This is a genomic window from Planococcus maritimus, from assembly GCF_001687625.2.
Taxonomy (GTDB): domain Bacteria; phylum Bacillota; class Bacilli; order Bacillales_A; family Planococcaceae; genus Planococcus; species Planococcus maritimus.
In genome coordinates this window covers 484,925-507,377 of record NZ_CP016538.2, presented here as the reverse complement: position 1 = coordinate 507,377, position 22,453 = coordinate 484,925, and the positions used below count along the sequence as shown (strand labels likewise).

The 22,453-nt window shown below is 47.7% G+C and carries 23 protein-coding genes; 9 read left to right on the top strand and 14 right to left on the bottom strand.

Going from position 1 to position 22,453, the window contains the following annotated elements:
* The first annotated feature begins 89 nt into the window (after nucleotides 1–89).
* Nucleotides 90–1,319 carry a helix-turn-helix domain-containing protein gene (locus BBI11_RS02665; protein WP_068460385.1) on the top strand — a complete coding sequence of 410 codons (1,230 nt, stop codon included), beginning with the start codon at nucleotides 90–92 and terminating at the stop codon, nucleotides 1,317–1,319.
* A 53-nt stretch (nucleotides 1,320–1,372) separates the two neighbouring features.
* Here BBI11_RS02665 and BBI11_RS02660 read toward each other — a convergent pair whose 3' ends face one another.
* Nucleotides 1,373–2,494, bottom strand: a complete 1,122-nt coding sequence (locus tag BBI11_RS02660) for an NAD(P)/FAD-dependent oxidoreductase (RefSeq protein ID WP_068460383.1) — start codon at nucleotides 2,492–2,494, stop codon at nucleotides 1,373–1,375.
* Nucleotides 2,495–2,625: 131 nt separating this feature from the next.
* Here BBI11_RS02660 and BBI11_RS02655 point away from each other — a divergent pair, with 131 nt between their 5' ends.
* The 5 genes from BBI11_RS02655 to cls all read left to right on the top strand — a co-directional run bounded on the left by BBI11_RS02655 (nucleotide 2,626) and on the right by cls (nucleotide 8,214).
* Nucleotides 2,626–3,498 (top strand): MBL fold metallo-hydrolase, encoded by an 873-nt coding sequence (locus BBI11_RS02655; protein ID WP_068460381.1) that lies wholly within the window; start codon nucleotides 2,626–2,628, stop codon nucleotides 3,496–3,498.
* A gap of 155 nt (nucleotides 3,499–3,653) precedes the next feature.
* Nucleotides 3,654–4,916, top strand: coding sequence for a glycosyltransferase (locus BBI11_RS02650; protein ID WP_068460379.1), 1,263 nt, complete (start codon nucleotides 3,654–3,656; stop codon nucleotides 4,914–4,916).
* Entirely contained in the window at nucleotides 4,861–5,580 is a 720-nt protein-coding gene (locus BBI11_RS02645) for an HAD-IIB family hydrolase (protein WP_237150312.1), read from the top strand. Before BBI11_RS02650 ends, BBI11_RS02645 begins: the two co-directional genes overlap by 56 nt.
* A gap of 167 nt (nucleotides 5,581–5,747) precedes the next feature.
* A complete protein-coding gene (locus tag BBI11_RS02640) occupies nucleotides 5,748–6,578 on the top strand; it encodes a squalene/phytoene synthase family protein (RefSeq protein WP_068460377.1) in 831 nt (276 codons plus the stop codon).
* Between the two features lie 178 nt (nucleotides 6,579–6,756).
* On the top strand, nucleotides 6,757–8,214 hold the full coding sequence (gene cls / locus BBI11_RS02635) for a cardiolipin synthase (RefSeq protein ID WP_068460375.1): 1,458 nt from the start codon (nucleotides 6,757–6,759) through the stop codon (nucleotides 8,212–8,214).
* A gap of 905 nt (nucleotides 8,215–9,119) precedes the next feature.
* On the opposite strand, the gene BBI11_RS02630 is transcribed toward cls, so the two are convergent.
* Nucleotides 9,120–9,983, bottom strand: coding sequence for a M15 family metallopeptidase (locus tag BBI11_RS02630; protein WP_068460374.1), 864 nt, complete (start codon nucleotides 9,981–9,983; stop codon nucleotides 9,120–9,122).
* Nucleotides 9,984–10,107: 124 nt separating this feature from the next.
* Here BBI11_RS02630 and BBI11_RS02625 point away from each other — a divergent pair, with 124 nt between their 5' ends.
* Nucleotides 10,108–11,259 (top strand): 3-phenylpropionate MFS transporter, encoded by a 1,152-nt coding sequence (locus BBI11_RS02625; protein ID WP_068460372.1) that lies wholly within the window; start codon nucleotides 10,108–10,110, stop codon nucleotides 11,257–11,259.
* 213 nt (nucleotides 11,260–11,472) lie between these two features.
* Here BBI11_RS02625 and BBI11_RS02620 read toward each other — a convergent pair whose 3' ends face one another.
* From BBI11_RS02620 to BBI11_RS02605, 4 genes are all read right to left on the bottom strand, one after another.
* Entirely contained in the window at nucleotides 11,473–11,718 is a 246-nt protein-coding gene (locus BBI11_RS02620; RefSeq protein ID WP_068460370.1) for a hypothetical protein, read from the bottom strand.
* Nucleotides 11,719–11,767: 49 nt separating this feature from the next.
* Nucleotides 11,768–12,565, bottom strand: a complete 798-nt coding sequence (yidC, locus tag BBI11_RS02615) for a membrane protein insertase YidC (protein ID WP_068460368.1) — start codon at nucleotides 12,563–12,565, stop codon at nucleotides 11,768–11,770.
* Nucleotides 12,566–12,707: 142 nt separating this feature from the next.
* Nucleotides 12,708–13,493 carry an AraC family transcriptional regulator gene (locus tag BBI11_RS02610; protein WP_058381804.1) on the bottom strand — a complete coding sequence of 262 codons (786 nt, stop codon included), beginning with the start codon at nucleotides 13,491–13,493 and terminating at the stop codon, nucleotides 12,708–12,710.
* A gap of 310 nt (nucleotides 13,494–13,803) precedes the next feature.
* Complete coding sequence (locus tag BBI11_RS02605) at nucleotides 13,804–14,697, bottom strand: diacylglycerol/lipid kinase family protein (protein WP_068460367.1); 894 nt, start codon at nucleotides 14,695–14,697, stop codon at nucleotides 13,804–13,806.
* Between the two features lie 176 nt (nucleotides 14,698–14,873).
* On the opposite strand from BBI11_RS02605, the gene BBI11_RS02600 reads away from it, so the two are divergent.
* Nucleotides 14,874–15,998, top strand: a complete 1,125-nt coding sequence (locus tag BBI11_RS02600; RefSeq protein ID WP_068460365.1) for an MFS transporter — start codon at nucleotides 14,874–14,876, stop codon at nucleotides 15,996–15,998.
* Between the two features lie 56 nt (nucleotides 15,999–16,054).
* Here the strand turns inward: BBI11_RS02600 and BBI11_RS02595 are convergent, their stop codons facing one another.
* Both BBI11_RS02595 and BBI11_RS02590 read right to left on the bottom strand, forming a co-directional pair.
* Nucleotides 16,055–16,459, bottom strand: a complete 405-nt coding sequence (locus BBI11_RS02595; protein ID WP_068460363.1) for a hypothetical protein — start codon at nucleotides 16,457–16,459, stop codon at nucleotides 16,055–16,057.
* A gap of 67 nt (nucleotides 16,460–16,526) precedes the next feature.
* Nucleotides 16,527–16,985: a GNAT family N-acetyltransferase gene (locus BBI11_RS02590; protein WP_068460361.1), complete on the bottom strand. Its 459-nt coding sequence runs from the start codon at nucleotides 16,983–16,985 to the stop codon at nucleotides 16,527–16,529.
* Nucleotides 16,986–17,079: 94 nt separating this feature from the next.
* Between BBI11_RS02590 and BBI11_RS02585 the strand changes: the two genes are divergently transcribed.
* Entirely contained in the window at nucleotides 17,080–17,571 is a 492-nt protein-coding gene (locus BBI11_RS02585) for a GNAT family N-acetyltransferase (protein ID WP_068460358.1), read from the top strand.
* Between the two features lie 67 nt (nucleotides 17,572–17,638).
* On the opposite strand, the gene BBI11_RS02580 is transcribed toward BBI11_RS02585, so the two are convergent.
* The 6 genes from BBI11_RS02580 to mntR all read right to left on the bottom strand — a co-directional run bounded on the left by BBI11_RS02580 (nucleotide 17,639) and on the right by mntR (nucleotide 22,401).
* A complete protein-coding gene (locus BBI11_RS02580; protein WP_068460356.1) occupies nucleotides 17,639–18,187 on the bottom strand; it encodes a DUF4064 domain-containing protein in 549 nt (182 codons plus the stop codon).
* A gap of 440 nt (nucleotides 18,188–18,627) precedes the next feature.
* On the bottom strand, nucleotides 18,628–18,909 hold the full coding sequence (locus BBI11_RS02575) for a GNAT family N-acetyltransferase (RefSeq protein WP_068460354.1): 282 nt from the start codon (nucleotides 18,907–18,909) through the stop codon (nucleotides 18,628–18,630).
* 57 nt (nucleotides 18,910–18,966) lie between these two features.
* Nucleotides 18,967–19,935, bottom strand: coding sequence for a ring-cleaving dioxygenase (locus tag BBI11_RS02570; RefSeq protein WP_068460352.1), 969 nt, complete (start codon nucleotides 19,933–19,935; stop codon nucleotides 18,967–18,969).
* Between the two features lie 217 nt (nucleotides 19,936–20,152).
* On the bottom strand, nucleotides 20,153–21,040 hold the full coding sequence (locus BBI11_RS02565) for a DUF1002 domain-containing protein (protein ID WP_068460350.1): 888 nt from the start codon (nucleotides 21,038–21,040) through the stop codon (nucleotides 20,153–20,155).
* A 54-nt stretch (nucleotides 21,041–21,094) separates the two neighbouring features.
* Entirely contained in the window at nucleotides 21,095–21,955 is an 861-nt protein-coding gene (locus BBI11_RS02560; protein WP_068460348.1) for a CvfB family protein, read from the bottom strand.
* Between the two features lie 23 nt (nucleotides 21,956–21,978).
* On the bottom strand, nucleotides 21,979–22,401 hold the full coding sequence (gene mntR / locus BBI11_RS02555; RefSeq protein WP_068460345.1) for a transcriptional regulator MntR: 423 nt from the start codon (nucleotides 22,399–22,401) through the stop codon (nucleotides 21,979–21,981).
* Nucleotides 22,402–22,453: the final 52 nt, after the last annotated feature.

The following is a 22,453-nucleotide window of genomic DNA, read 5'->3' as shown; positions in this document are numbered from 1 at the left end:
TTAATTTTCTCACTTCATTTACAATAGAAATGAAAATGCTCTAAAGAACAGCACCAAGATGGTACATTATAAAAAAAGCAGGTGAGTTTATGGCAACTTTGGGTGCACGCATTAAACAGATACGAAAAGAACAAGGCCTGACTTTGCAGGCGCTTGCCGGTGATGAGTTGTCGAAAGGCATGCTCAGTTTGATTGAGAACAATAAAGCGAATCCATCAATGGAGAGCCTTTCTTACATTGCGGAGCGGCTTGGGATCGATCGGACGGAATTGCTTCAGGAGATGCCGACCGCGGAGCTTCGCGCTTTACTTGACGAAGTTGAAGACAAGCGTCGGAACGTTTCAGGCACTAGTGAAGAAATGTTAGCAGGCTATGAGGAAATGGCAGATCGCATTCACCCTTATGTAGAGAAATTACCGTTCAGCTACGAATCAGCGCGGCTGCTTGAAATCTACAGCCGCTGTTGCTATCACTCGAAACGCTACGATTGGAAACCGGCGTTCGATCGTGCTGAAGCGATTTATGAACAATTGCATTTAATTAATTCCGTCGCTGATCTTCATATGTTTCGCGCGATGATGAAATTCACTGAACATCAATACGCCGAAGCATTAACGTCATTGCAGGATTCTAGAAAGTCTATTGAAGAACAAACTGGCGTTTTGGACCCGCTGAAAAAACTGGACTTCGATTATTACGAATCGATTTTGTATTCCGCGACAGGCGATCAAACAAACGCTCGCCGCCTGATGGAAGAAGCCATCACGTATTCGAAGAAACACCAGATTTTCTACCAGATCAATGCGCTGTATCGCTTAGCTGGCTTTGAAGCCTTGCTCGCTGGGGATTTGGAACGCAAAGATTATTATGTTGGTAAACTTAAGCTGTTCGCTGAGTTTTCAGAAGACCCGGAAATCGAAGCCTATGCCACTGCCATCGAAATTCATTACTGGAATTCGTTTACCCATGAATACGAAAAGGCGGACCGCCGGCTTGAAGAAATGCGTCAGCTGCTGGATGAAGAAGATTTTTACTTCCTGGAAAAAGGTAAGGCGCTTTTTGGCATGGGCCAGATTGAGGAAGCGTTGGACTGCTTCAAACAACACCAGATGAACCGCTTCATCCACCACCCTTACGACTTGTCGATGCATTACGAAAAAGAAGCCTATATGGCTTTGATCTATGAGCAACTGGGCGATCACGAACAAGCGAAAATTTATGCACAAAAAGCGAAAGAACTGATTGAGCCGATGCCGGACCTTCCGTACAAGCAGTTTATCTTGGACACCTACCGGAAAATTCACGGCGAGTCGAATTGACACTACAGCTTCATATAAAAAACGGCAGGAGACTCGAGTCTCCTGCCGTTTTGTTATTCTACTTGTTCGAAGGCTTCCCCTATCTCATATAAACTGATATCAAGGTCTGTTGTTTCGCCAGTTGCCAGTTTTGCGAGCTGCATGCCGAGATACGGTCCCGCTGTAAGCCCTGATGCACCGAGTGCGTTGGCTGCGAACAGCTGCGTTTGCCCTGGCACTTGGCCGATAAATGGCAAGGCGCTCAGTGTGGCCGGGCGGAACCCGGTCGCGGCTCCCGTGAATTCAGCTGCGGCAAGCCCTGGTGCGACGTCCAAGGTCTTATCCAAGATATGAAAGATGCCGCCTGCGGTTAGTTTGTCATCGAATCCAACATTGTTCTCATGCGTCGCACCGGCAACAATGCGCCCGTCTCCAAACGGGACAATGTATTGCCCGAATGGCACCATCGCCACCGGCCAGTCGCCTGTTCCCGTGTCAGCAGATTGCAAATGCAGGATCTGCGCTTTTTGCGGAACGACCTTCAAATGAAGCCCGAGTGGTTTGAACAGCTCTGCTGCCCAAGCGCCACCAGCAGAAATGATCCGGTCTGCCGCGAAGTTCTCTCCGTTTACTTCTACGCCCGTCGCCTGCCCCGCTTCCAGTAGCAGTTTAGCGTCACCTTGAATGTACTTGGCACCCAATCGCTTGGCGGAACGAATGAGCGCATCGCGTATCGCACTGCCGTCCACACGTGCCGCCCCGCTGACATACAAAGAACCGTAGCGGTCGCCAGCATACGGGAATCGAGCTTTTGTTTGTTCCGGGGTCAGCCGTTCAAGTTCGCCCATTTCCGGCGATCCCGCTTGGCGTTCGCGCGCTTTTTGTTCCATCTTGTCGAGTTTCGATTCTTCGTGAATGCTGACGATGCCCACTTGCTTATAGCCGGTCTCTTTCTCCCCGAGTGCTTCGAGTTCTTTAATGAGAACCGGGTAGTAGGCGGCGCCGCTTGAAGCGAGGCGGTACCAGGCTTGGTTGCGCCGCTGAGAGATCCACGGGCAAACGATGCCCGCTGCCGCGCCGGTCGCCTGGCCGCGGTCCGCGCGGTCAATCAATGTAACCTTATTCCCTGCTTTTGCCGCGTAATACGCAGCACTAGCTCCGACAATGCCGGAGCCGATGATGACGATAGACTTCATTTTTCTGCACCTTGCTTCCTTGACAATCTTTTGTCCATTCTATCGAATTGTGGCAGGAGACTCAAATCCGACTGGACTGGATTTGAAATTTTCATTTCGGGTAAAGCAATCATATGAAGAAAATCTAATGGATGAATTTGAAGGAGGAATCAATCGTTATGGAACGCAGCACTGAAACCGAAGCTCCCTTGCCAATCACATCGATCCGCAGCGGTTCGGGTATCGAAATTGCTCCGGATGCGTATTGCTACACGACGAAAATTTCCAATGTCTTCTTAATCGGCAACCCCGCCACCAGCCCGCAATGGGTGTTGGTGGATGCTGGCATGCCACATTCCGCGGAAAAGATTTTAAAGGAAGCAGAAAAACGTTTTGGCCCGGATCAGCAATTGCAGGCAATCTTGCTGACGCACGGACACTTCGACCATGTCGGCGCACTCATCGACATCCTTGAAAAGCATCCCGTCCCAGTCTATGCACATCCAGACGAAATTCCTTACTTGAACGGAAGCGAAGATTACCCACAGCCTGATTCCAGCGTAGAAGGCGGAATGGTCGCGAAAATCTCCAAGACTTTCCCCGTCAAAGCGATCGATATTTCCGAACACTTGGTTGAACTTCCCTCAGACGGCAGCATTCCTGATTTGCCGGATTGGCGCTGGCTCCATACACCTGGCCATACAAAAGGCCATGTGTCGTTCTTCAAGGACGTTGGCCGCGTGCTGATCGCAGGGGATGCATTTGTCACAGTCAAACAGGATTCGCTCTATAAGGTCATGCGGCAGAAAAAAGAAGTCCACGGCCCACCGGTTTATTTGACGACTGACTGGCGTGCTGCCTGGGAATCGGTGTGTAAACTGGCAGACTTGCAACCTTCCTTTGCTGCTACCGGCCATGGCAAGCCGATGAAAGGTTCTTCATTGGCTCAAGGTCTCGTTGAATTGGCGGACCATTTCCCGGATGTCTCCGTTCCATCTTACGGTAAATTTGTCCACACCAAATGATTTGCAAAAAGGACGCTGTGATAAGCGTTCTTTTTTAATGAAGAAAAGTTTTGGGATTTTTCAGATATCCCGTTTACCATTTCCTAAATATGGGTATAGATAATATGCACTCTCTCCTCTATGGAGGAGGAACTAACGAACGGAGATGAACGACAATGACTAAACAAGTGCTTTTTGTATCAGACCATGGCGATCCTTTGGCAAAGCTCGGCGGGAAACAAGCAGGCGGCCAAAACAATTACGTCAAGCAACTGGCACTCGCTCTTGAAAATAGAGGGTGGCAAGTAGATGTCGTGACCCATTGGTGCGATGAAAATGCTCCACAAATTGAACATTTCGGCGAAAACTGCCGAGTGATCCGTGTCGAAGCAGGCGTTAAAGGATTCGTTTCGAAAAACGAAATGTACTCCATGCTTCCGGCTTTTTACGAAGAAATGAAGCGCTTATTGCCGCTTTCAACTTATGATATTGTCCACACCCATTATTGGCTGTCAGGATTGATCGGCAAAAAACTCAAAGAAGAGTTTGGCTTGCCGTATATTCATACTTCCCATTCGCTCGGGTGGGCTAAAGAAGAAGCGACCGGCACGCATGATGCCCGCCGCGAAAAAGCAGAAGAAACGGTACTCGCCCATAGCGACCGAATTCTGGCGACAACCAATACAGAGAAGCAAATGATTAAAGAAAATGTTTCTGCAGCTTCTCCCATCTCAGTAATCCCCATCGGAGTCGACGAGGCGTTCCGCGTCCGCGGCAGCCGTCATCATATCCGAAAAAAATTCGGCTACGAAGATCCCCTCTTCGTTTTTGCAGGCCGTTTGGAAGCAACAAAAGGCATCTTCACCTTGCTGAAAGCCTTTAAACTCCTTGCTCAAAAAAGTGGGGACCGTTACACACCTGGATTGGTGATTGCCGGCGGCGAACCCGATGCCATCGATGCGAAAACAGGCTTACCGAAAGACCCTGAGCTGCGCCAAGCTGTGCGTGGCATCGAACAGTATGTCCGCTTTGTTGGCCCGAAAAACCAAGAACAATTGGCTTTGTTATTCAACTCGGCTACCGCCACCATCGTGCCAAGTTTTTACGAATCGTTCGGCATGGTCGCAGCTGAAGCCCAAGCTTGCGGCAGCCCGGTCATCGCCTCGAAAGTTGGCGGTTTGAAAAACGTTGTTGAAGACGGTGTCAGCGGTTTGCTCGTCGAAGCACAAAATGAAATCGACTTGGCAATTGCCATGGAAGTGCTGTCCGTCAACGCTTTACTGGTGGAACGCCTCAGCCGCCAAGCAATGCGCATTGCCCGCAAAGACTTTAATTGGAACAGCATTTCAAAGAAAATAAATACATTGTATGAGGTGATGATTCGTGAACGCAGCAACACACTTGCTGGCGACCGACCTGGACGGAACCTTAGTCGGTGACCGCGCCGGACTCCAGGAATTGCTGGATTTTTATGAACAGCAGCCTTACGAAGTCGGCTTGATTTATATTACCGGCCGTCATCTTGCTTCTGCACGCCAGCTTATTGCAGACGAAGGGCTTCCGATTCCCCAAGCACTCGTCACGGATGTCGGGACTGAAATTTATACAGGGCCTGATTTTCAAAAAGATGAAAATTGGGAAACCCGCTTGATGGATGAGTGGAAACCTGAGCACGTCGAAGTACTGGCCAACACCATCGACGGCCTGACACCGCAGGATCTGCCTGTGACCAGTCGCCGTTCTTATCACGTCACGGATGTTCAAGCAGTCGACCAATTCCGCGCCTTGCTTGAAGCTCAATCAGTGCCCCATAAGCTGATTTTCAGCGGCGGCAAAGACTTGGATATTCTGCCTCCTGCAAGCGGCAAAGGCCAAGCGCTTCGCTATTTGCTTGAACGCCATGGCATGTCCGATGCTAAACTGCTGGTGGCAGGCGATTCTGGAAACGATTTAGAGATGCTGACACTCGGCTTCCCTTCTGTTATTGTCGGAAACGCCCAGCCAGAACTCAAAAACCACGAAGAGCATCCACTCATTTTCCGTGCAAACCGCCATTGTGCCGGCGGAATCTACGAAGCGTGGAACCATTTTCATGCAGACTGACCCCTTTGGAGAACTCGTTTCTTCCGAAGGGTTTTCTTTTGGCGCTATAGGTAATCATTTGTTTTTTCAGCTATTTCGTTTATATTTAGAGGGAAGACATTTTACGAATCAGGTGGGCCATGCCCATACATAAGCACGTTAAATTTTTACGTAAAGGAGGACTGAAGATGAGCAAAGTCGCCAATCTCCAAAAAGAATCACTCGCGATGCTGAAACAAACGAGCCGGACCTTTTTCATTCCGATCAGCTTTTTGGATCCTGTCCTAAAGAAAACCGTCGGCTCCGCCTATTTGTGCATGCGTGCAATCGATGAAATCGAAGACCATCCCGAGCTTCCTGCTGAAGTGAAAGCGTCTCTTCTGCGCTCCATCCAACATATGCTTGAAACAGGGATTGATGAAACAGAATATGCGGCACTTGTCGCCCCTTACGCGGATTATTTGCCGTCCGTGACAATGCGCTTGCCGGATTGGGTCGAAGTCTGCCCTCCCGAAATCCGCGGAAAAGTTCTCGAATCAACAGCCATAATGGCAGGCGGAATGGCCAAATGGGTTGAAAAAGACTGGGTCATTCATACGCGTGAAGACCTTGATGACTACACTTATTATGTTGCCGGACTTGTCGGCGTCATGCTCTCCGACCTGTGGAGATGGCATGATGGCACCGAAACCGATACAGAACTTGCCATCGGCTTTGGCCGCGGTTTGCAAGCTGTTAATATGCTGCGCAATTACGACGAAGACTACGAACGCGGCGTCACATTCGTTCCAGACGGCTGGACACGCGATGATATGTTCAGCTACGCACGCGAGAACCTGTCGCAAGCAGATCATTACGTAAAATCCATTAAAAACAAACGCATCCTGATGTTCTGCAAAGTGCCGCTCGCACTGGCCCACAGCACCTTAAAAGCGCTCAAATCCGGCAAGGAAAAAATGAGCCGCCAAGAAGTCGAAGGCATCGTCGAACAATTAAAAGAAGAAGAACGCCTCAGTTAAATAAAACTGCACTCTATTCCGCAGAGTGCAGTTTTTTGTAGTGTTAAAATGATATGGAATTTAATTACTAATAATAATAAGATAAGGAAATGGTATCCATCCACCTCTTCCTTTCTTTCGCTTACACAACTAGTCTATACTAGAAGCAATAAACAACTATCCCCAAAGGAGAATGGCCATGACCGTCACCATTATCAGTGTATTGACCGCTGCAATCTTCATCCTCAATATTTTCTTGGCAGCGGCACTGGTGTTTTTGGAACGCCGGGATGCTTCTTCTACGTGGGCATGGTTATTGGTGCTGTTCTTTATCCCGATTGCCGGCTTCTTTATCTACCTCTTGCTGGGGCGCAAGCTGCGTCAAAAAAAGCTTTTTAAATGGGAGGAAGGCCGGAAACGGATCGGGATTGAAAGCCTGATTGCCCACCAAATGAACGAAATCCACGACGGGACTTTTCCGTTTCAAGACGTCAGCACGAAAGATTACAGCAATTTGATTTACCTGCACCTACGTAATAATGGCGCTTTGTTAACTCAAAACAATCAAGTGAAAATCTTCAACGACGGCCGCGAAAAATTCGATGCCCTCATTCGTGATATCGAACAGGCACAGGACCATATCCACATCCAATACTATATTTTCCGGTTGGACCAGCTCGGCAATCGCATCATGGACGCCTTGCTCGCCAAAGCGAAACAAGGCGTAAAAGTGCGCTTGCTGTATGATGATATGGGTTCACGCAGTTTGAGCAAGCGCCATTTCAAGGAGTTCTCCGCAGCGGGCGGCGAAGTGGAAACATTCTTTCCCTCCATGATGCCGATCATCAATCCCCGGCTGAACTACCGCAATCACCGAAAAATTGCCATCATCGATGGTAAAGTCGGCTATATCGGCGGCTTTAATGTCGGAGAAGAGTATCTTGGGCTCAACCGCCGCTTTGGCTATTGGCGCGATACTCATCTCCGCATAGAAGGCAATGCCCTGTATCCGCTGCAGACCCGGTTTATCCTTGACTGGAACCAAGCATCCTCGCGGCACGACATCGAATACGACGAAGCCTATTTTCCGCCACAACCGGAAGCAGGATCGACTTCGATGCAAATCGTCTCTAGCGGACCTGACGAGGAATGGGAACAAATTAAAGATGGCTATTTAAAGCTAATTCACCTGGCGCGCGAATATATTTACATTCAGACGCCGTATTTCATTCCGGACGCAAGCTTCTATGACGCCCTCCGCATCGCCGCTTTATCAGGCATCGATGTCCGCATCATGATCCCGAACAAGCCGGACCATCCATTCGTCTACTGGGCGACCTATTCCTATGCCGGGCAGATGCTGCGGGCGGGTGCGCGAGTATTCATTTACGACAATGGTTTCCTTCATACGAAAATGATTGTCATTGATGACGAAGCATCCACGGTCGGGACAGCGAATATCGATGTCCGCAGCTTTAAGCTGAATTTCGAAGTGAATGCCTTTATTTACGACGAGAAAGTATCGATGGAACTCGCGGATATGTTCAGACAGGATACGGAATTGTCTTCGGAGCTGACTTATGAAATGTATATGGCAAGAACCCGTATGATCAAGTCCAAAGAATCCATCGCTCGCTTATTGGCGCCGATTCTGTAATCAAACTAATGAACGCCCTTTCCATATGGGGGCGTTTTTTTCGTTTTGTGAGTTGTAGTTGTGATGGAGTTTTAGAATCAGAAAAAGATAGTGGAAATGTATGAAGGTGGAGATTACGCTGCAAGGGGCACGCTTGCCGAGGGGCGGGTGTTGAGCCAATGTGCCGCAAAGGACGCGACACATTTGTCTCGCCAGCCCGCGCGGTCCCTCAGGCGTCGCCCCCTTTTCGCTTCATCTCTAGTTTTAAAGAGGAAATGAAATATTTTCGGTACTGAACTTAGTTTGAATAATTCGGATCAGCTTCGTAAGTCCAAATTGAATGCCCATAGTAATTTTATAACTATCAAGACTAGCTAAGCGTCTCCACCAGCGAATGCTTCCAATCAACAGCGACACTTTCTCGCACCTAACATACAATGAAATCTTAAAGCCGAACCGCGCACACGGGCGAGCCGAAGCCATAAGACAAGTGCTCTTCTTGGCTTATGGCGAATGGCCTGCCCCAAGCGGGAGGCGGGTACTACCAGACAAAAGAATCAACGGCCGATTCTTCTCACTATCAAGCCCAGCTAAGCGTCGACACTAGCGGATGAAACCAATAAAATGTGAATCATCTTCGCACACCACCTCTAATGAAACCTAACAGCCGAACCGCGCATACGAGCGAGCCGACGCCTTAAGACAAGTGCCCTTCTTGACTTATGGCGAAAGGCCTGCCCCAAGCGGGAGGCGGGTACTACCAGACAAAAGAATCAACGGCCGATTCTTCTCACTATCAAGTCCAGCTAAGCGTCGACACCTGCGGATGAAAACAGCTAACAGTGACACTTCCTCACAAATAATATCCAACAAAAAACCGGCCGCTCCCCTTTTCAGGAAAACGGCCGGTTCTATTGATTCGTTACTTAAATTCCTAAATATTCTTCCAGGGTAATGTTCTGCTGGTAGATCGCTGTCGCCGCTTCTTTTCCGACATAGCGGAAATGCCACGATTCGTGCATATATCCGGTGATCTGCTCTTTTCCTTCTGGATAGCGCAGGATAAAGCCATAATTATGGGCATTTTCTTTTACCCATTTGCCGCCTGCTGTGCCCCCGAACGACGCAGAAGCCCAGTGCTGTTCCTGGCCAGCTTCGCCAATATCAAAGGCGAGGCCTGTCTGGTGTTCAGAAAACCCAGGGCGCGCGCTATAACGGTCGGCTGCTGCCTGGCCGTCTTTTGCGACATAGCCATCGTACAATTGTTTCTGACGATCGAAGGCGCGGTACGTACTGAAGGCGGTCAATTGCAAGCCGTCTTTTGCAGCGGCTTGTGCCATGGAGTCAAATGCTGCGCGGGCCTCCGCGTTTTCGCCTGGAGCATAGGTTTCCGGAAGCGGGTGCTGTTTATTCGCTAGCAAGATGCCTTTGACGATCGTTGGTTCTGCTGGCAATTGATCGATCTCCGGATAAACGGTAGCGTCCTTCGGTGTCGCTGCAGGAGCCTCTTCTTTCGGCTCTTCGGGTTGTGTCTCAGGCTGTTCGGTTTCTTCTGTTGCCGGTTGTTCGTCTTTCACTGGCGCTTCCTCCTCTGCCGGGGCTTCTTGCTCGGTTTCTGCCGGTTGTTCGGTAAAGGCTCGCGCCAATGCTTGCATGCTTTCTTCTGCATCCCAATTGTGCATCGAAAGCCACACTGCGGCAATAGCTGCCCAGATTGCTGTCATTGCGATCACCATCCATTTTATATAAAATTTCTTATCGAATTCGGTTTTCTTTTTTGTGGGTTTCATGGGCTGGCCAACTTTCCTGTCAATTCCTTTTCCATTCTATCATTTTCTTACCGGAAATTCCCCTGGGGCGAAAATATTTCGGTATACTTTAATCAGACTTCTGGAAAAGAGTGGAGATTTACTTATGCACAATCAAAAATGGCTTTCACTGAATTTTTTTGCGTTTTTCTTTACATGGGGCGTCTTTTTGCCTTATTGGACTGGCTGGTTGACCAATGAAAAAGAGCTGAGCGTTTCAGCTGCCAGCGTCATCATGGGAACCGGCATGGTCGCGCGCTCGCTGTCGACATTGTTCTTCTTCCCGCTCCTGACGCGGCTGTTCTCGCTCGGCCGTTTGATGCAACTTCTCGCCATCGCTTCGTTTGTCGTCATGGCATTCTACATCCCAGCGAATTCTTATACGCTTTTGTTCATCATCACCTTCGCCTTCAGCTTTATCTACCCGAACCTGCTGCCGGCGATGGAAAGTGGCGCAACCGTCTTGATGCAGACCGATCGCATTCATTACGGCAAAAGCCGTTCGTATGGTTCGCTTGGCTACACGATCGCCTTATTAATTGTCGGAGCTGCTACCGCGGTGTGGCAGGAACAGGCGATTTTATGGATCATGTTACTGGGCTTGCTGTTGATGGCGATTACTCAATCGCTCGTGTCTCCGGTCCCGCTGCAGTCAAAGCCCGCACCGAGAACAAAGAAAGGGCCAAGTGCTACGGCAGAACTGCTGAAATCCAAAGGGTTTTTAACGATACTCCTCGTATCCATCCTGCTGCAGGGAGCACATGCGTCGTATTATAATTACGGCTTTATCTATCTGCAGGATATCGGCGTCAACAGTTTTTACATCGGCTTAATTTTGAATGTAGCGGTGATTTTCGAAATTGTTTTTTTCGTCAAGGCTGATACGCTATTCGAGAAATGGTCCGTATCTTCCATGTTCTTGCTCGCAGGCATTGGTTCGACCTTGCGCTGGATTTTGATTTTCCTATTTCCGTCGGTTTGGGTGTTCATTTTGACACAGACCCTTCACGCCGTGTCTTTCGGTGTTGCTCATTTCGCCTTTATTCGCTATATCTTCCAAAAGCTCGATCCGGTCAATATCCCATCGGCACAAGGCATGTATGCCGCCCTTGGCATGAGCTTAAGTGTCGCATTGCTGACGTTTGCCGGCGGCTATCTATACGAGATCTCGCCGGGCTATTCGTTTCTCGGGATGGCCGCATCATCTTTCCCGGCCGTCGTGCTCGTATTGTTAACGCGTAAACGCCTTGCTTATTAAAATAATTAAAAATCATACCCCGACCCCCTTAACGGCGTTCACTGCTTCGAATCATTTGGTATAACTGTTAAGGGAGCTGGGACTAGTGAAAGACATCTCAAAGCATGACTTGCTGACCCTCATGAGTCAGTTAGATTTTCTATTGGAAGAACGCAAAAAAGATAAACACCATTATACAGAAACAGCACAGGCTAATTAGCCTGTGCTGTTTTTTTAGATAAAGATCACAATCGAAACGACAACGAACAAAACAGCAAAGAGAATGGCCATCCCTTTCGTCCATTTCGCCTCACGGACCATGCCCATTTCTTTCATTTGCTTATAGCGGAACGTGTTCGTCAAAACGAACAACAGTGTCATGAACAAGACCGCGATTTCCATGCTGCCCATGAACAAGAAGACGATCGCCAGTATGCTGAGCAACAAAATCAAGATACCTTGCAAAATTTTTGGGTTCATCACTGATCTCTCCTGAAAAAAAAGCCGGCAATTGCGCCGGCTTCTTTGATTATTTTTTCTCTTCGATTGTTTCAGTTTCTTCAACCGATTCCAATGCTTTTTCTGGGTGCGCCGAGTAGAATTTCCGGCCAATGAACGTTTGGATGATCAACAAGATCCCGCCAACCGCCCAGTAAACAGGCAATGCCGCCATCGATGTGAACGAGATGAACATAATCATGATTGGAGACAGGTAGATGAAAAATTTCATCTGCTTTTGCTGCTGTTCCGGCATGGTCCATAGCGACACTCTGGCTTGGAAGAAGTATACAGCCCCTGCGATCAAGGTCATGGCGATATCGGGTGAACCGAGGTTGAACCAGAGGAATTCGTGAGAACGCACATCTGGCGAATAGAGAATCGCAAAGTACAAGCCCATGATGATCGGCATTTGAATGACGACCGGTAAACAGCCCATATTGAGCGGATTGACGTCATGCTTCTTGTAGAGCCCCATCATTTCCTGCTGGAGTTTCATTTGCTCTTCTTTTTCCTTCGTTTCCTTCAAGCGCTTCTGGATGTCTTCCATTTCCGGGCGCATTTTATCCATCTTGACTTTCATTCCTTGCTGGCGCTTGTACGTGCGCAGCATAAACGGCATCAAGACGAGGCGGATGATGATCGTGATGACCACAATCGCCATACCGTAGCTTCCTCCGAAGAGGTTGCCTAAATAATCGAGCGAGAAATCAAATGGTGCTACAAAAATCGAGTAGAAAAATCCTTCTTTGTTTTCAACTGCCGAACAGCCGCTTAAAAATGCAATCGTTGCCGCAAGCATGAGCAGTAATGTAAGTTTCTTTTTCACGTTTGTCACCTTCACCTTTTTGGACTACTAAGAAGTATAACGATATGAGCGCAAAAATTCAATGCACTGTCCATGGACTGGCTGCTTTTTTCATTTCTTGTGACGAAAATTAGGCATAAAAAAAAGGAGAATAACTTCTCCTTTATTTAGCATTTGGCAAGGTATAACGGAAATAAGGAATGTGCTGGCTGTCGCGGAATTGCTTTGGCGTTACCGAGGTATACTTTTTGAAAATCCGTGTGAAATAACTCTGGTTGCAGAAATGGAACTGCTTAGAGATTTCAGAGATCCCTTTATTCGAATGGCGCAAATAATATTGTGATTCTTCGACGCGTCGCACGTTCAAGTATTCGACCAAGGTGATTCCTGCATGTTCGCGGAAAATGCGGGATAAGTGGCTTGTGGAAATATTGAAGTGCTTGGCAATTTCCTCTACCGACAAATCACGTTCAACTTCATCGTTAATGAAAATGACGACTTTATTGACGGTTTGGTGGCCAAATGATGGCTGTTTGCGTTCCGAAATGATCGACGTGAAAAACTCGATCAGTTCATCGGCTACGTACATGAATTCCGAATCGTTCATATGCTTATCGACCAACTCAACGCATGCTGCGTTAAACGCGAACGCTTTTTTCGGTGGGACGCGCATCTCATACAATTTGCGTGCCATAACAGACGATAAAATGATGTAGTAATTGCGAACGGTGCGGATAATGTCTTTACCTGCATGAAGGGCGAGCATGTCGATCAATTCACGCAATGTTTCTTTGGCACGGTCTTTCTCCAGGTTATGGATTTCGTGCATTAATTGAGTCTCCACTTCAAAAAACCGCTCCAGCCCCTCCAGCTGCGCGACGTTTTCAGTTTCGTTCATAAAGATTCTGGAAATGGTTTCCTGAATGGATGGTGTTTCGAGTATATTCATCTTCTCCCCGGCTTTCTATGCAAAAAATTTAACGAACTGCTTCTTCTAATAAACTGCTTGAATAAATAATAATAATAGCGTTTTACAGATAAATTTACAAGTTTTTAAGTAAATTGAGCTAATTTTTTTTACAAACATATGACATCAGTAACAGTTAAAACCAATTATACACTTATCTGTACGTTTCAGCGATGAAAAAGTTCCAATTTCCAATGTTTTTACAAAAAAATCAAAACAGGCTATCTGGAACACGTGTCCTATACAAGCCTGCCGTATACCCGACAAGTGATATCGCCACGTAGCTCAGCTATTAATCGGTTTCACCTGGAACAACCGCTCGAATATGGCTCGGCATAATTTCAATATTAAAAGGCGTGGTGCTTCCTTCGTCGCCGTCGATATTGCACGACAGCGGCTCACTCGTACGAATCGAGACGCGCGTCGTATGAATGGCTTGCACTGCTGGGTCTTTTTCGAATTTGCCACGGACCAAGGCAGTCGCCATACGAGCAAATGCCGGAAGCGCGGCATTTTCCACAATGTATAAATGAAGCAGCCCGTCGTCTGTTAAGGCCTCTGGTGCCAACTTCTCAAAGCCCCCCACAGAATTGGTCAAGGCTACCAGAACGAGTTTGGCTTCCCCTTCCCATGTTCCATGGTCATGTTCAATGACAAATGTAGTGACTTCATCAGAAGCGACTGCCTTAACGCCTTCAACAAAATAAGCGAACGCGCCGAGCTTGGTCTTTTGCTCCGCATCCACTTCGTAGGTCGACTCAGCAATCTCACCGATCGCCAGGATATTCATGAAGTATTGATCTCCGACTTTTCCGATGTCTACGCGTTTTTCACGTCCCGTTTTCAAGCCTTCAATCGCTTCCTCTGGGTCCAATGAAATACCGAGCGCACGCGCAAAGTCGTTCACTGTACCGAGCGGCACCAATCCAAAGAGCGGTTCGTGTTGTTTTTCCGCCAAGCCAGAAACCGCTTCGTTGATCGTTCCGTCGCCACCCATCGCCACGACAAGATCATAGCTGTTTTCACAAGCTTCCTCAGCAAAATGCGTGGCATCTCCTGGCCCTGTCGTTTCACGGGTATCGGCTTCGTAGCCCATTTCAATTAAGGTTTTCTCGGCAAAATCTTTATAATCCGCCGCTTTTTCCTTCCCTGAAGAAGGATTCCATATGAACATCGCTTTTTTCATCTTTTTCCCTCCGGTGCTATAATAAGGTCATGTGTTTCAATACCCTAAACAAAGCAAAAGGTAATCCACCTTGCCGCATTTATTTCTGTTTAGTCCAGCGGCTCTCGCTTGCGCAGGTAATGTTGAAATTGGCAGTTCCACGCACCAATACACCTTAAAGGAAGTTGGGAACCCCTTTGCGCTTGTTCATTTATCTTATCATCTTCTTTGCATTTTTCGACTTATTTGCCCAGTTGCCGATCATCAGCCCGTTTGCGGTATCACTCGGCGCTGGCCCATTCCTGGCAGGCCTTGCCGTCGGAATGTATTCGTTGTCGAACACTATCGGCAATATCATCTCTGGCATCTTCTCCGACCGCAAAGGGCCATTCGCCATTCTGTTGGCAGGTCTTGCGGCGACTAGTGCCGCGCTATTTGCTTATAACTTGGCGGACGGCCCTTACAGCCTTCTTGCCGTTCGCTTTGTTCATGGTTTAGCGGCAGGATTGACGGTTCCAGCCGCCTTCACTTATTTAGCGAATCGTACCGATCACAGCCGCCGCGGCAAAAACGCAGCGATTTCCGGTGCGTTCGTCGGCCTCGCCGCTATTATTGGCCCGGCTTACGGAGCGATTTACACGGGACAGGGCAGCGTTCCTGAGACGATGGCTGCGACTGGCTCATTGATTGGTCTTCTTGCGATTGCTGCGTTCCTATTACTGCGGACACATCGAGTGAACAAGAAAAAAGAGAATTCAGCCGCTAAGCGCCAAGCTTTCCACTGGAATCCAGGGCTCTATCGATCTTTTTCAGGCGCGTTCTTCTTAATGTTTTCACAAGGCGTGCTTGCTTATATGCTGCCGTTGAAAGTGGAATCGCTTAGCCTTCCCTCTCAGTTAAGCGGCTTGCTGTTAAGCGCATTCGGCTTATCGGCTATCCTCGTCTTTCTGTTGCCCATCAACCGACTGTTCGATGCCGTTCGTCCGATTATTACCTTGGTCCTCGGTTTTTCCGTCATGGGAGCTTCGCTGTTCGCGCTCGCCAATATCTCAACAGAACCGCTTTTATATGCGGCGATGTGTGCCTATGGCTTCGGGTTTGCGCTGCTGTTCCCATCGATCAATTCCTTATTAATCGATGCCACAGAATATGCTTCAAGAGGCCGTGCTTATGGATATTTCTACGCCCTCTTCTCGATCGGTGTCGTAGCCGGGTCCGGGGTCACCGGAGCCTTGGCGCTTTCTGCAGATAGCGGTTTCTTATTCAGCGGCTCACTCTTATTGCTGGTCGCTTTGGCCAATTGGCTAACGCTCAAACGTTAACCCCTTAGTCCATAAAAAAACCGCCTTGGCATCTATGCCAAGGCGGTTTTTGGGACTTACAACTTATCGGTATTCAAACGCGGCTCAGATGAAACTGAATCCGTGTTTTCTGATTTTTCTTTGCTATCGTCATTAGAAGAAAGCTTTGCATCGTCCTTGTCTTCTTTCTTCTCTTTCTGTTCTTTTTCGTTATAGTATTGCACGGTTGCTTGCGTTCCACCCTCTGCCGTCATCTTGTTTTCCTGCAGGTCGGTTTTGTCCAAGCCTTCGTCCTTTTTGTCTTGCTGGCTATTGTTTTGATCCAAGTTTTGAGATTCCATGTACTCATTCACCTTCGCTTTCACGTCATTAAATGCAACCGTCGCTTTTTCGCGGTTTTCCGGTTTTTTGAAATATGCATATGCACCAGCTGCCAGTCCTGCTAAAAGCAGGCCTCTGCCGCCACCTTTTTTCCTAGCCATTTGCAGCACTCCTTTTACTTTTCTTATTACCTCTTGTTTACCCTAATTATTTAAAGCTAATCACAGTTCATCCAGCTGTTTTTGCAGTTGAGCGCTTCATGTCAATATGCGGGATCCCGTCATCATCGTAAACTCCTGATATTGCTTCAAACCCGAATGAGCCATAGAATTCCTTCAAATACACTTGCCCCTGTAATTGAATCTCAGGTTCTTGCCATTGTTCGTCGATATAATGAATCGAACGTTCAAGAAGTTCTTTTGCCAATCCGCGGCCACGCGCTTCTTTTCTCACGATTACACGGCCGATTGACGGCGCATCGTATTTCTTTCCTGCCGGTACTAGCCGTGAATAAGCCAGTACTTCCCCATCTTCTTCGTAAACGATATGAGTGGACACTTCGTCCAAGCCGTCCAGTTCCGGATAAGGGCAATTCTGTTCTACCACAAATACTTCGACACGAAGCTTTAATATATTGTATAATGCTTGTGCTGTGAAATCGTCAAATTGACAGTATTTCCATGCCATAATCAATCGCCTCCTGTCATTTCATTATTCCACATCGATGGCTATTCAGGCTAGAGTTTGATATGATAGCAAAAATAATTCCAGAGGTGATCGCATGATTCGCACAGGTACACCGGCAGATATTGAATCTGTACGGGAAATCGCTCACATTAGCTGGAATGATACGTACGAAGGGATCATTCCATCTCCTATACAACAGAAGTTTTTGGAGCAATCTTACTCCACCCCCATGCTTGAAATGCGCATGGAGCGGACGATCCTCCTGCTTGCCGAGCAAGACGGGCAAGCTGTGGGCTTCGCCAATTTCACAAAAGTCGACGAAGACGGCGATGCCGAATTGATCGCCATGTACATGAAACCCGAGCATCAACGTTCAGGTTTTGGCAAAAAGTTATTGTCGGATGGGTTGTCGCGCTTAAAAGGCGGCCAACAATTATTCGTCTATGTGGAAAGCGATAACCAGAAAGGCCGCAATTTCTATGAAGCAAATGGCTTCCTGCTGCTAGAAGAGTTCGAGGAATTGTTCGAAGGGCATCCCCTTCAGACAGCGAAATACGTTTTCGATCTCTCAAGTCAGGCACAATAGGCCTGTAACTGCATAAAAACCCCCTCGAATTCGTTTCGAGGGGGTTTTTTGCTTGAACTATTTTCTTTTATAACGGACGGTACGGTGTGTCGTCTTCACGCGTTGCCGTATCGTTTCGATCAGCAGGTTCATTGCCATAGCCCATCAATTCATCTTCACGGAGCGGCGGCTTGCGCACGAAGCACATAATGGCAGCGATGTAGAAAAGAATCGATGTCAGCGACAAGATCCCGGCAAAAATTCCGGCAAGGATGAAGAAAATTCCCGCTGTATTTGCCTTATCGTTTGTCTTCAATTTCGTCATGGCCAATACGGCAAAGACTGTGCTAACAACGAGTAACACAACGACGATCCAGCCAAGTACATCAAATCCTTGCATGAATGAATTGACCATATCCATGGTCATCTCGACATCTTGCGGATTCGTCAAGTTCGGATCATTGCGGATTTCCTCTTCCAACTGCATTTGCATCTGGCTGCCTTCAAAACCGCTCAAGCTGGTGATGAGGATGATCGATAGGATAATGCCGATGACATTAAAAATAGAACCGATGATGCCAAGAGCTTTTTCGCCTGTCCTTTTAATGGTTCCGTAATTCTCTGGTGCTTGATTCATAAAAAAACCCTCCCATTTCTGTTTTTTGGGGACCCCGTTGATGCGAACGCCTAGAATTAGGCCAAGCCCCTCAACTATTGATAATTTGTTGCTTCTTACATACATACGCTTGTAAACCGTTTTGGTTTCGCATTATTTTCATTCCCGCTAAAAACTTAATAAAACTTGTTTAAGTTTTATCATGATGGGTATTTTATTACTATCAGCCAATAATAGACATAATATAATAAAGGAGTTGCAGATAATGGAAAACAAATTAATTTTTAACCAAGCAGATTTCATGTACGGGGTAGGCGGCGCATCCATCCTTACAGCGATCGTGTTCTTCATGACAAGCCTGTAAGAAGGAGTGAGCCTATGAGCAAACTAGTCAATTATACATAGAAAAGCAATCCATCCCAAGAGGAAACGGATTGCTTTTTTTATGTCTATTTTAGCGGTCAGGCTTTGATGTCGTTGTAGTCGTCAGAACGCTCAAATGTTTCTGCTACGTAAGAACAAACCGCCTGCATCTTGAATTGATTATCACGGGCATAAGCTGCCGCATGATCGACCAATTGTTTAGCGAACCCTTGACCGCGTAAGTTTTCTTCGACAAAGGTATATTCCATGACCATCAAATCAGCCATTTGTGTCCATGTGATTTCGGCTTTCACTAAATCGCCCTCCGTCTCCCGGAAAGCAAACTCATCATGGCCAAGTTCTGTAAATTTTAATTCCATTAATCCCATTCCTCCTCAAGTCTATTTAATTTATACAAGCTTGCGTAATCCTGCCGCTTACAGGTTTATCTTCAACGGGCGAAGAGAGTCCTCGATTTCCTTGCGCCTCGGTTCGAGGAATGGCGGCAAAGCCAAGCCTTCTCCAAGTTCGTCTGCGTTTTCATCAGTCGCAAAGCCGGGGCCATCTGTCGATAATTCAAACAGGATTCCGTTCGGTTCTCTAAAATAAATCGCTTTGAAATAATGGCGATCCACTTCTCCAGACGTCTGAAAACCACGCGCCCGTAATCGTTCGTTCCACCGATGATACTCTTCATCAGTTTTCACACGGAACGCTACATGGTGCACACTGCCGCGGCCAGGACGCTCCGGCGGAAGATCTGAGCGTTCTTCTAAATGTATTTCGCCGCCTGGGCCGCCTTCTCCTGTAGTGTAGACAATTATTTCGGGTTGTCCTTCCACCACTGGCGCGTAGGCACCAACCTTTGAAAAGCCAAGGACATCCGTCAATACATTGGCTGTCCGTTCTGCTTTCCTCACCGTCAGTCTGACTGGCCCAAGCCCCCGGATGGCAAACGCTTCCGGCACACTTGCTCTTGTCCATGGTTTGCCGAATGGAATACCTTCTCCGTTATCGACGACCAGCATTAAACGGGAGCCTTCAAAATCCTGAAATTCGACAGTGTCACGGCCAAAGCGCTGGGTTGGTTCGCCGTGCGGAACGCCAAATTCACGAAAACGCTCTAGCCAATAATCCATCGCTTGTTGAGACGGGATACGGAAACCGGTATTGCTGATGGAAGTGACGCCCGGATAGGTCCTTCCCGCCATCGGGATATCAAAATAGGTCATGTCGGTTCCCGGCGTTCCTACTGCATCTGCATAAAACAAATGGTAGGAAGATGGGTTATCCTGATTGACACTTTTTTTAACAAGGCGCATTCCGAGAACGCGCGTAAAAAAGTCATGGTTTTGATCTGCATTGGCTGTAATCGCTGAAACATGGTGTATGCCTGCAACTTGCATGAAAAACACCCTTTCTTTATCTCGAATTCGAGATTGTTACCTTTAGTTTAGCATTCCACAGCATTTTTCTGCAAGATAGCTGTTTGCAGTTCACTAAGCAGTACAGACATACTAAAAAAGCTGACCTCGAAACCATGTAAATGATTTGTCGGATCAGCCTTCATTTCGTTCAATTATGTTGTTTTTACTTTATCCATACTGGTTATAAGCAAGCGGATTAGTTAAACCAGCCACGGACCGTATTGGCCAAATCACGGAAAAATTGTTTAACACTTTCCCAGAATCCTTCGTCATTGACGACGGTTTCGATTTTATCCCCGATTGTCTTGCTCAAGTCTTCCAATTCAGTTGACCATTTCGAGAAATCGATATCGAGTTGACGGATACGGTCCATCAAATCGACCAGTAATTGGCGGTCTTCTGGACTCAGTTCGATCTGGAGACGGCTCAATTGCTCCTCGACGATTTGTTCAACGTCCTCACGTGTAGCCGGATTTTGCTCGGCGATTTGCTTTTTGATTTCCGTCAGCAATTCGCTGACTTTATCTTGGTCGACGCCGCCTTCAGACAATTCCGTTGCAACGGATAATTCGTCATTGGCGACATCCGTCCGTTCAGGATCAAGTTGTTCCCCGTTCACTTCATAAGCTTTATAAATCCCAACAAGTGCTGAATGCCCCGTTACCGCTTTTGGCGCAGCGACTTCGACCGTTGCATTTTCAATGCCCGCCGTCAGCATGGCGTTGGCATACATATCTGTTGTCACTTGAGTAATATTGTCTGGGGTAGTGATCTCAATGACCAGCCCTTCGCCTTCTTCGGTGCGGGTAATTTTAGCCGAAGAATACATGCGCGCACGCGCGTCCCCGTCCTGAATGTAAGTGACCAAGTCTTGTCCGGTCACTTCGATTTCTTCCACTTCTGCTTCCCCAGCCACGTCCAGGCTTTCAGCGACTTGCGCCTTTTCGTCGGCGGATAAATCGCCTCCATAGACGACGATTGGCAAGCCGAATTTCTCATTTATTCCGACATTCGCGGATGCTGCGCCGGCAAACGCCAACATAAAAGCAAGCGCCAAAGCGGCCAGTGTCATTAATTTTTTCATCTTTTTTTGCCCCTTTCTTCAAATAGTAGTACGCATTTGAGGCAGAAAGGTTCCTTAACCGAGCATTTTTGTCCAGCCGTCTTCTTGCAAGATGCGACGTTCTTTGTAAAGCCGGCCGAGCGCGCGCTTAAATGCTGCTTTACTCATGCCGAACATTTCCATGATTTCATCAGGCGACGATTTATCGGTAAACGGCATTTGGCCACCCGCGTTTTCTAAATAGCGCAAGATTTCTTCGGCATCGTCTGACAGGCGTTCTTGTTTGCGTGGCAATAGCGAGCCGTTAAGCGTTCCATCGTCTTTGACATCGATGACGCGCACGGTTTTTTCTTCGCCGAGGCGTGGTTCTGCTTCGCGTTCTGATTCGTGGACAAAGACGCGGTAGTTCTCTGGTACCGTCAGCATGAATGAGCCAACCGGCAGCAAGCGATAAGCGCGTGCTTTCAAGTCTTTATTATAAACTTCTGCAGGTGCCGCTTCGTAGAGCTCCAGCACTTTTTCTTCTGTCGCCAAACGCCCGTATAGATCGCCATAGCGGTCTGTTCGGAGTGTCATGAAGATATGATCTCCTTGCGCTGGCCATAGTTCTTGAACTGGCGGCAAATCGGCTGGCAGCACGTATACTTCACGTGTCGTGCCGATATCAACAACTGCGCCTTCTCGCGGTGAAATTTTCAATACTTTTGCCCAGCCGTATTCACTCGGCAAAATATGCGGAATCATTGGAGTGGCGGAGATGCCGCCTTGACGGTTGCGGTATAAGAAGACTTCAATCTCCGTGCCGACCTCTTGCCCTTCTTCGATTTCCGATGCGTTCATTGTTACCTCATCCCCTGAACCATCTGTTAAGATCCACTGGGATGTGGAACGGTCTTTAATGTGCAATAATGCTTTCAATCCTGGATGCAAAGCCATGCTGCATACCTCCTCTATTTGGGTTAGCTGTTTTTTTGTTCTTTGCTCAACTTCTTCAATTTTTCCACTACATCTTGATCTTCTTCAAGCAACTGGACCAAGTCAGCGATGCGGTCGATGGAATTCCAGCTCAAATGATGCTCGATTCCTTCTACGTCATCGTAGATTTTGTCCTCGTCCACACCGATTAGCCGCAGGAATTGCTCGAGCAAGTCATGTCGCTGCAACAAGCGTTTTCCAAGTTTCTGTCCCTTCGGCGTGAGCATCAGCCCACGATAGCGTTCATAAATCAAATAGCCGTCTTTATCGAGTTTCTGTACCATCTTCGTCACGGATGATGGCAGCACCGATAGCGCCTCGGCAATATCCGAGACGCGCGCGTATCCTTTTTGCTCTATCAATGAATAAATGATTTCAATATGATCTTCCATACTTGGAGTAGGCAAATTCCGTTCCTCCCTCGCGTCGCTATGTTCAGTTTACTATACTGCCGCTTTG

Excerpts from the sequence above, each read along its gene's own strand:
- BBI11_RS02665 (WP_068460385.1), top strand. The coding sequence starts at position 90 with ATGGCAACTTTGGGTGCACGCATTAAACAGATACGAAAAGAACAAGGC.
- BBI11_RS02660 (WP_068460383.1), bottom strand. The coding sequence starts at position 2,494 with ATGAAGTCTATCGTCATCATCGGCTCCGGCATTGTCGGAGCTAGTGCT.
- BBI11_RS02655 (WP_068460381.1), top strand. The coding sequence starts at position 2,626 with ATGAATTTGAAGGAGGAATCAATCGTTATGGAACGCAGCACTGAAACC.
- BBI11_RS02650 (WP_068460379.1), top strand. The coding sequence starts at position 3,654 with ATGACTAAACAAGTGCTTTTTGTATCAGACCATGGCGATCCTTTGGCA.
- BBI11_RS02640 (WP_068460377.1), top strand. The coding sequence starts at position 5,748 with ATGAGCAAAGTCGCCAATCTCCAAAAAGAATCACTCGCGATGCTGAAA.
- cls (WP_068460375.1), top strand. The coding sequence starts at position 6,757 with ATGACCGTCACCATTATCAGTGTATTGACCGCTGCAATCTTCATCCTC.
- BBI11_RS02630 (WP_068460374.1), bottom strand. The coding sequence starts at position 9,983 with ATGAAACCCACAAAAAAGAAAACCGAATTCGATAAGAAATTTTATATA.
- BBI11_RS02625 (WP_068460372.1), top strand. The coding sequence starts at position 10,108 with ATGCACAATCAAAAATGGCTTTCACTGAATTTTTTTGCGTTTTTCTTT.
- BBI11_RS02620 (WP_068460370.1), bottom strand. The coding sequence starts at position 11,718 with ATGAACCCAAAAATTTTGCAAGGTATCTTGATTTTGTTGCTCAGCATA.
- BBI11_RS02610 (WP_058381804.1), bottom strand. The coding sequence starts at position 13,493 with ATGAATATACTCGAAACACCATCCATTCAGGAAACCATTTCCAGAATC.
- BBI11_RS02605 (WP_068460367.1), bottom strand. The coding sequence starts at position 14,697 with ATGAAAAAAGCGATGTTCATATGGAATCCTTCTTCAGGGAAGGAAAAA.
- BBI11_RS02595 (WP_068460363.1), bottom strand. The coding sequence starts at position 16,459 with ATGGCTAGGAAAAAAGGTGGCGGCAGAGGCCTGCTTTTAGCAGGACTG.
- BBI11_RS02590 (WP_068460361.1), bottom strand. The coding sequence starts at position 16,985 with ATGGCATGGAAATACTGTCAATTTGACGATTTCACAGCACAAGCATTA.
- BBI11_RS02585 (WP_068460358.1), top strand. The coding sequence starts at position 17,080 with ATGATTCGCACAGGTACACCGGCAGATATTGAATCTGTACGGGAAATC.
- BBI11_RS02580 (WP_068460356.1), bottom strand. The coding sequence starts at position 18,187 with ATGAATCAAGCACCAGAGAATTACGGAACCATTAAAAGGACAGGCGAA.
- BBI11_RS02575 (WP_068460354.1), bottom strand. The coding sequence starts at position 18,909 with ATGGAATTAAAATTTACAGAACTTGGCCATGATGAGTTTGCTTTCCGG.
- BBI11_RS02570 (WP_068460352.1), bottom strand. The coding sequence starts at position 19,935 with ATGCAAGTTGCAGGCATACACCATGTTTCAGCGATTACAGCCAATGCA.
- BBI11_RS02565 (WP_068460350.1), bottom strand. The coding sequence starts at position 21,040 with ATGAAAAAATTAATGACACTGGCCGCTTTGGCGCTTGCTTTTATGTTG.
- BBI11_RS02560 (WP_068460348.1), bottom strand. The coding sequence starts at position 21,955 with ATGGCTTTGCATCCAGGATTGAAAGCATTATTGCACATTAAAGACCGT.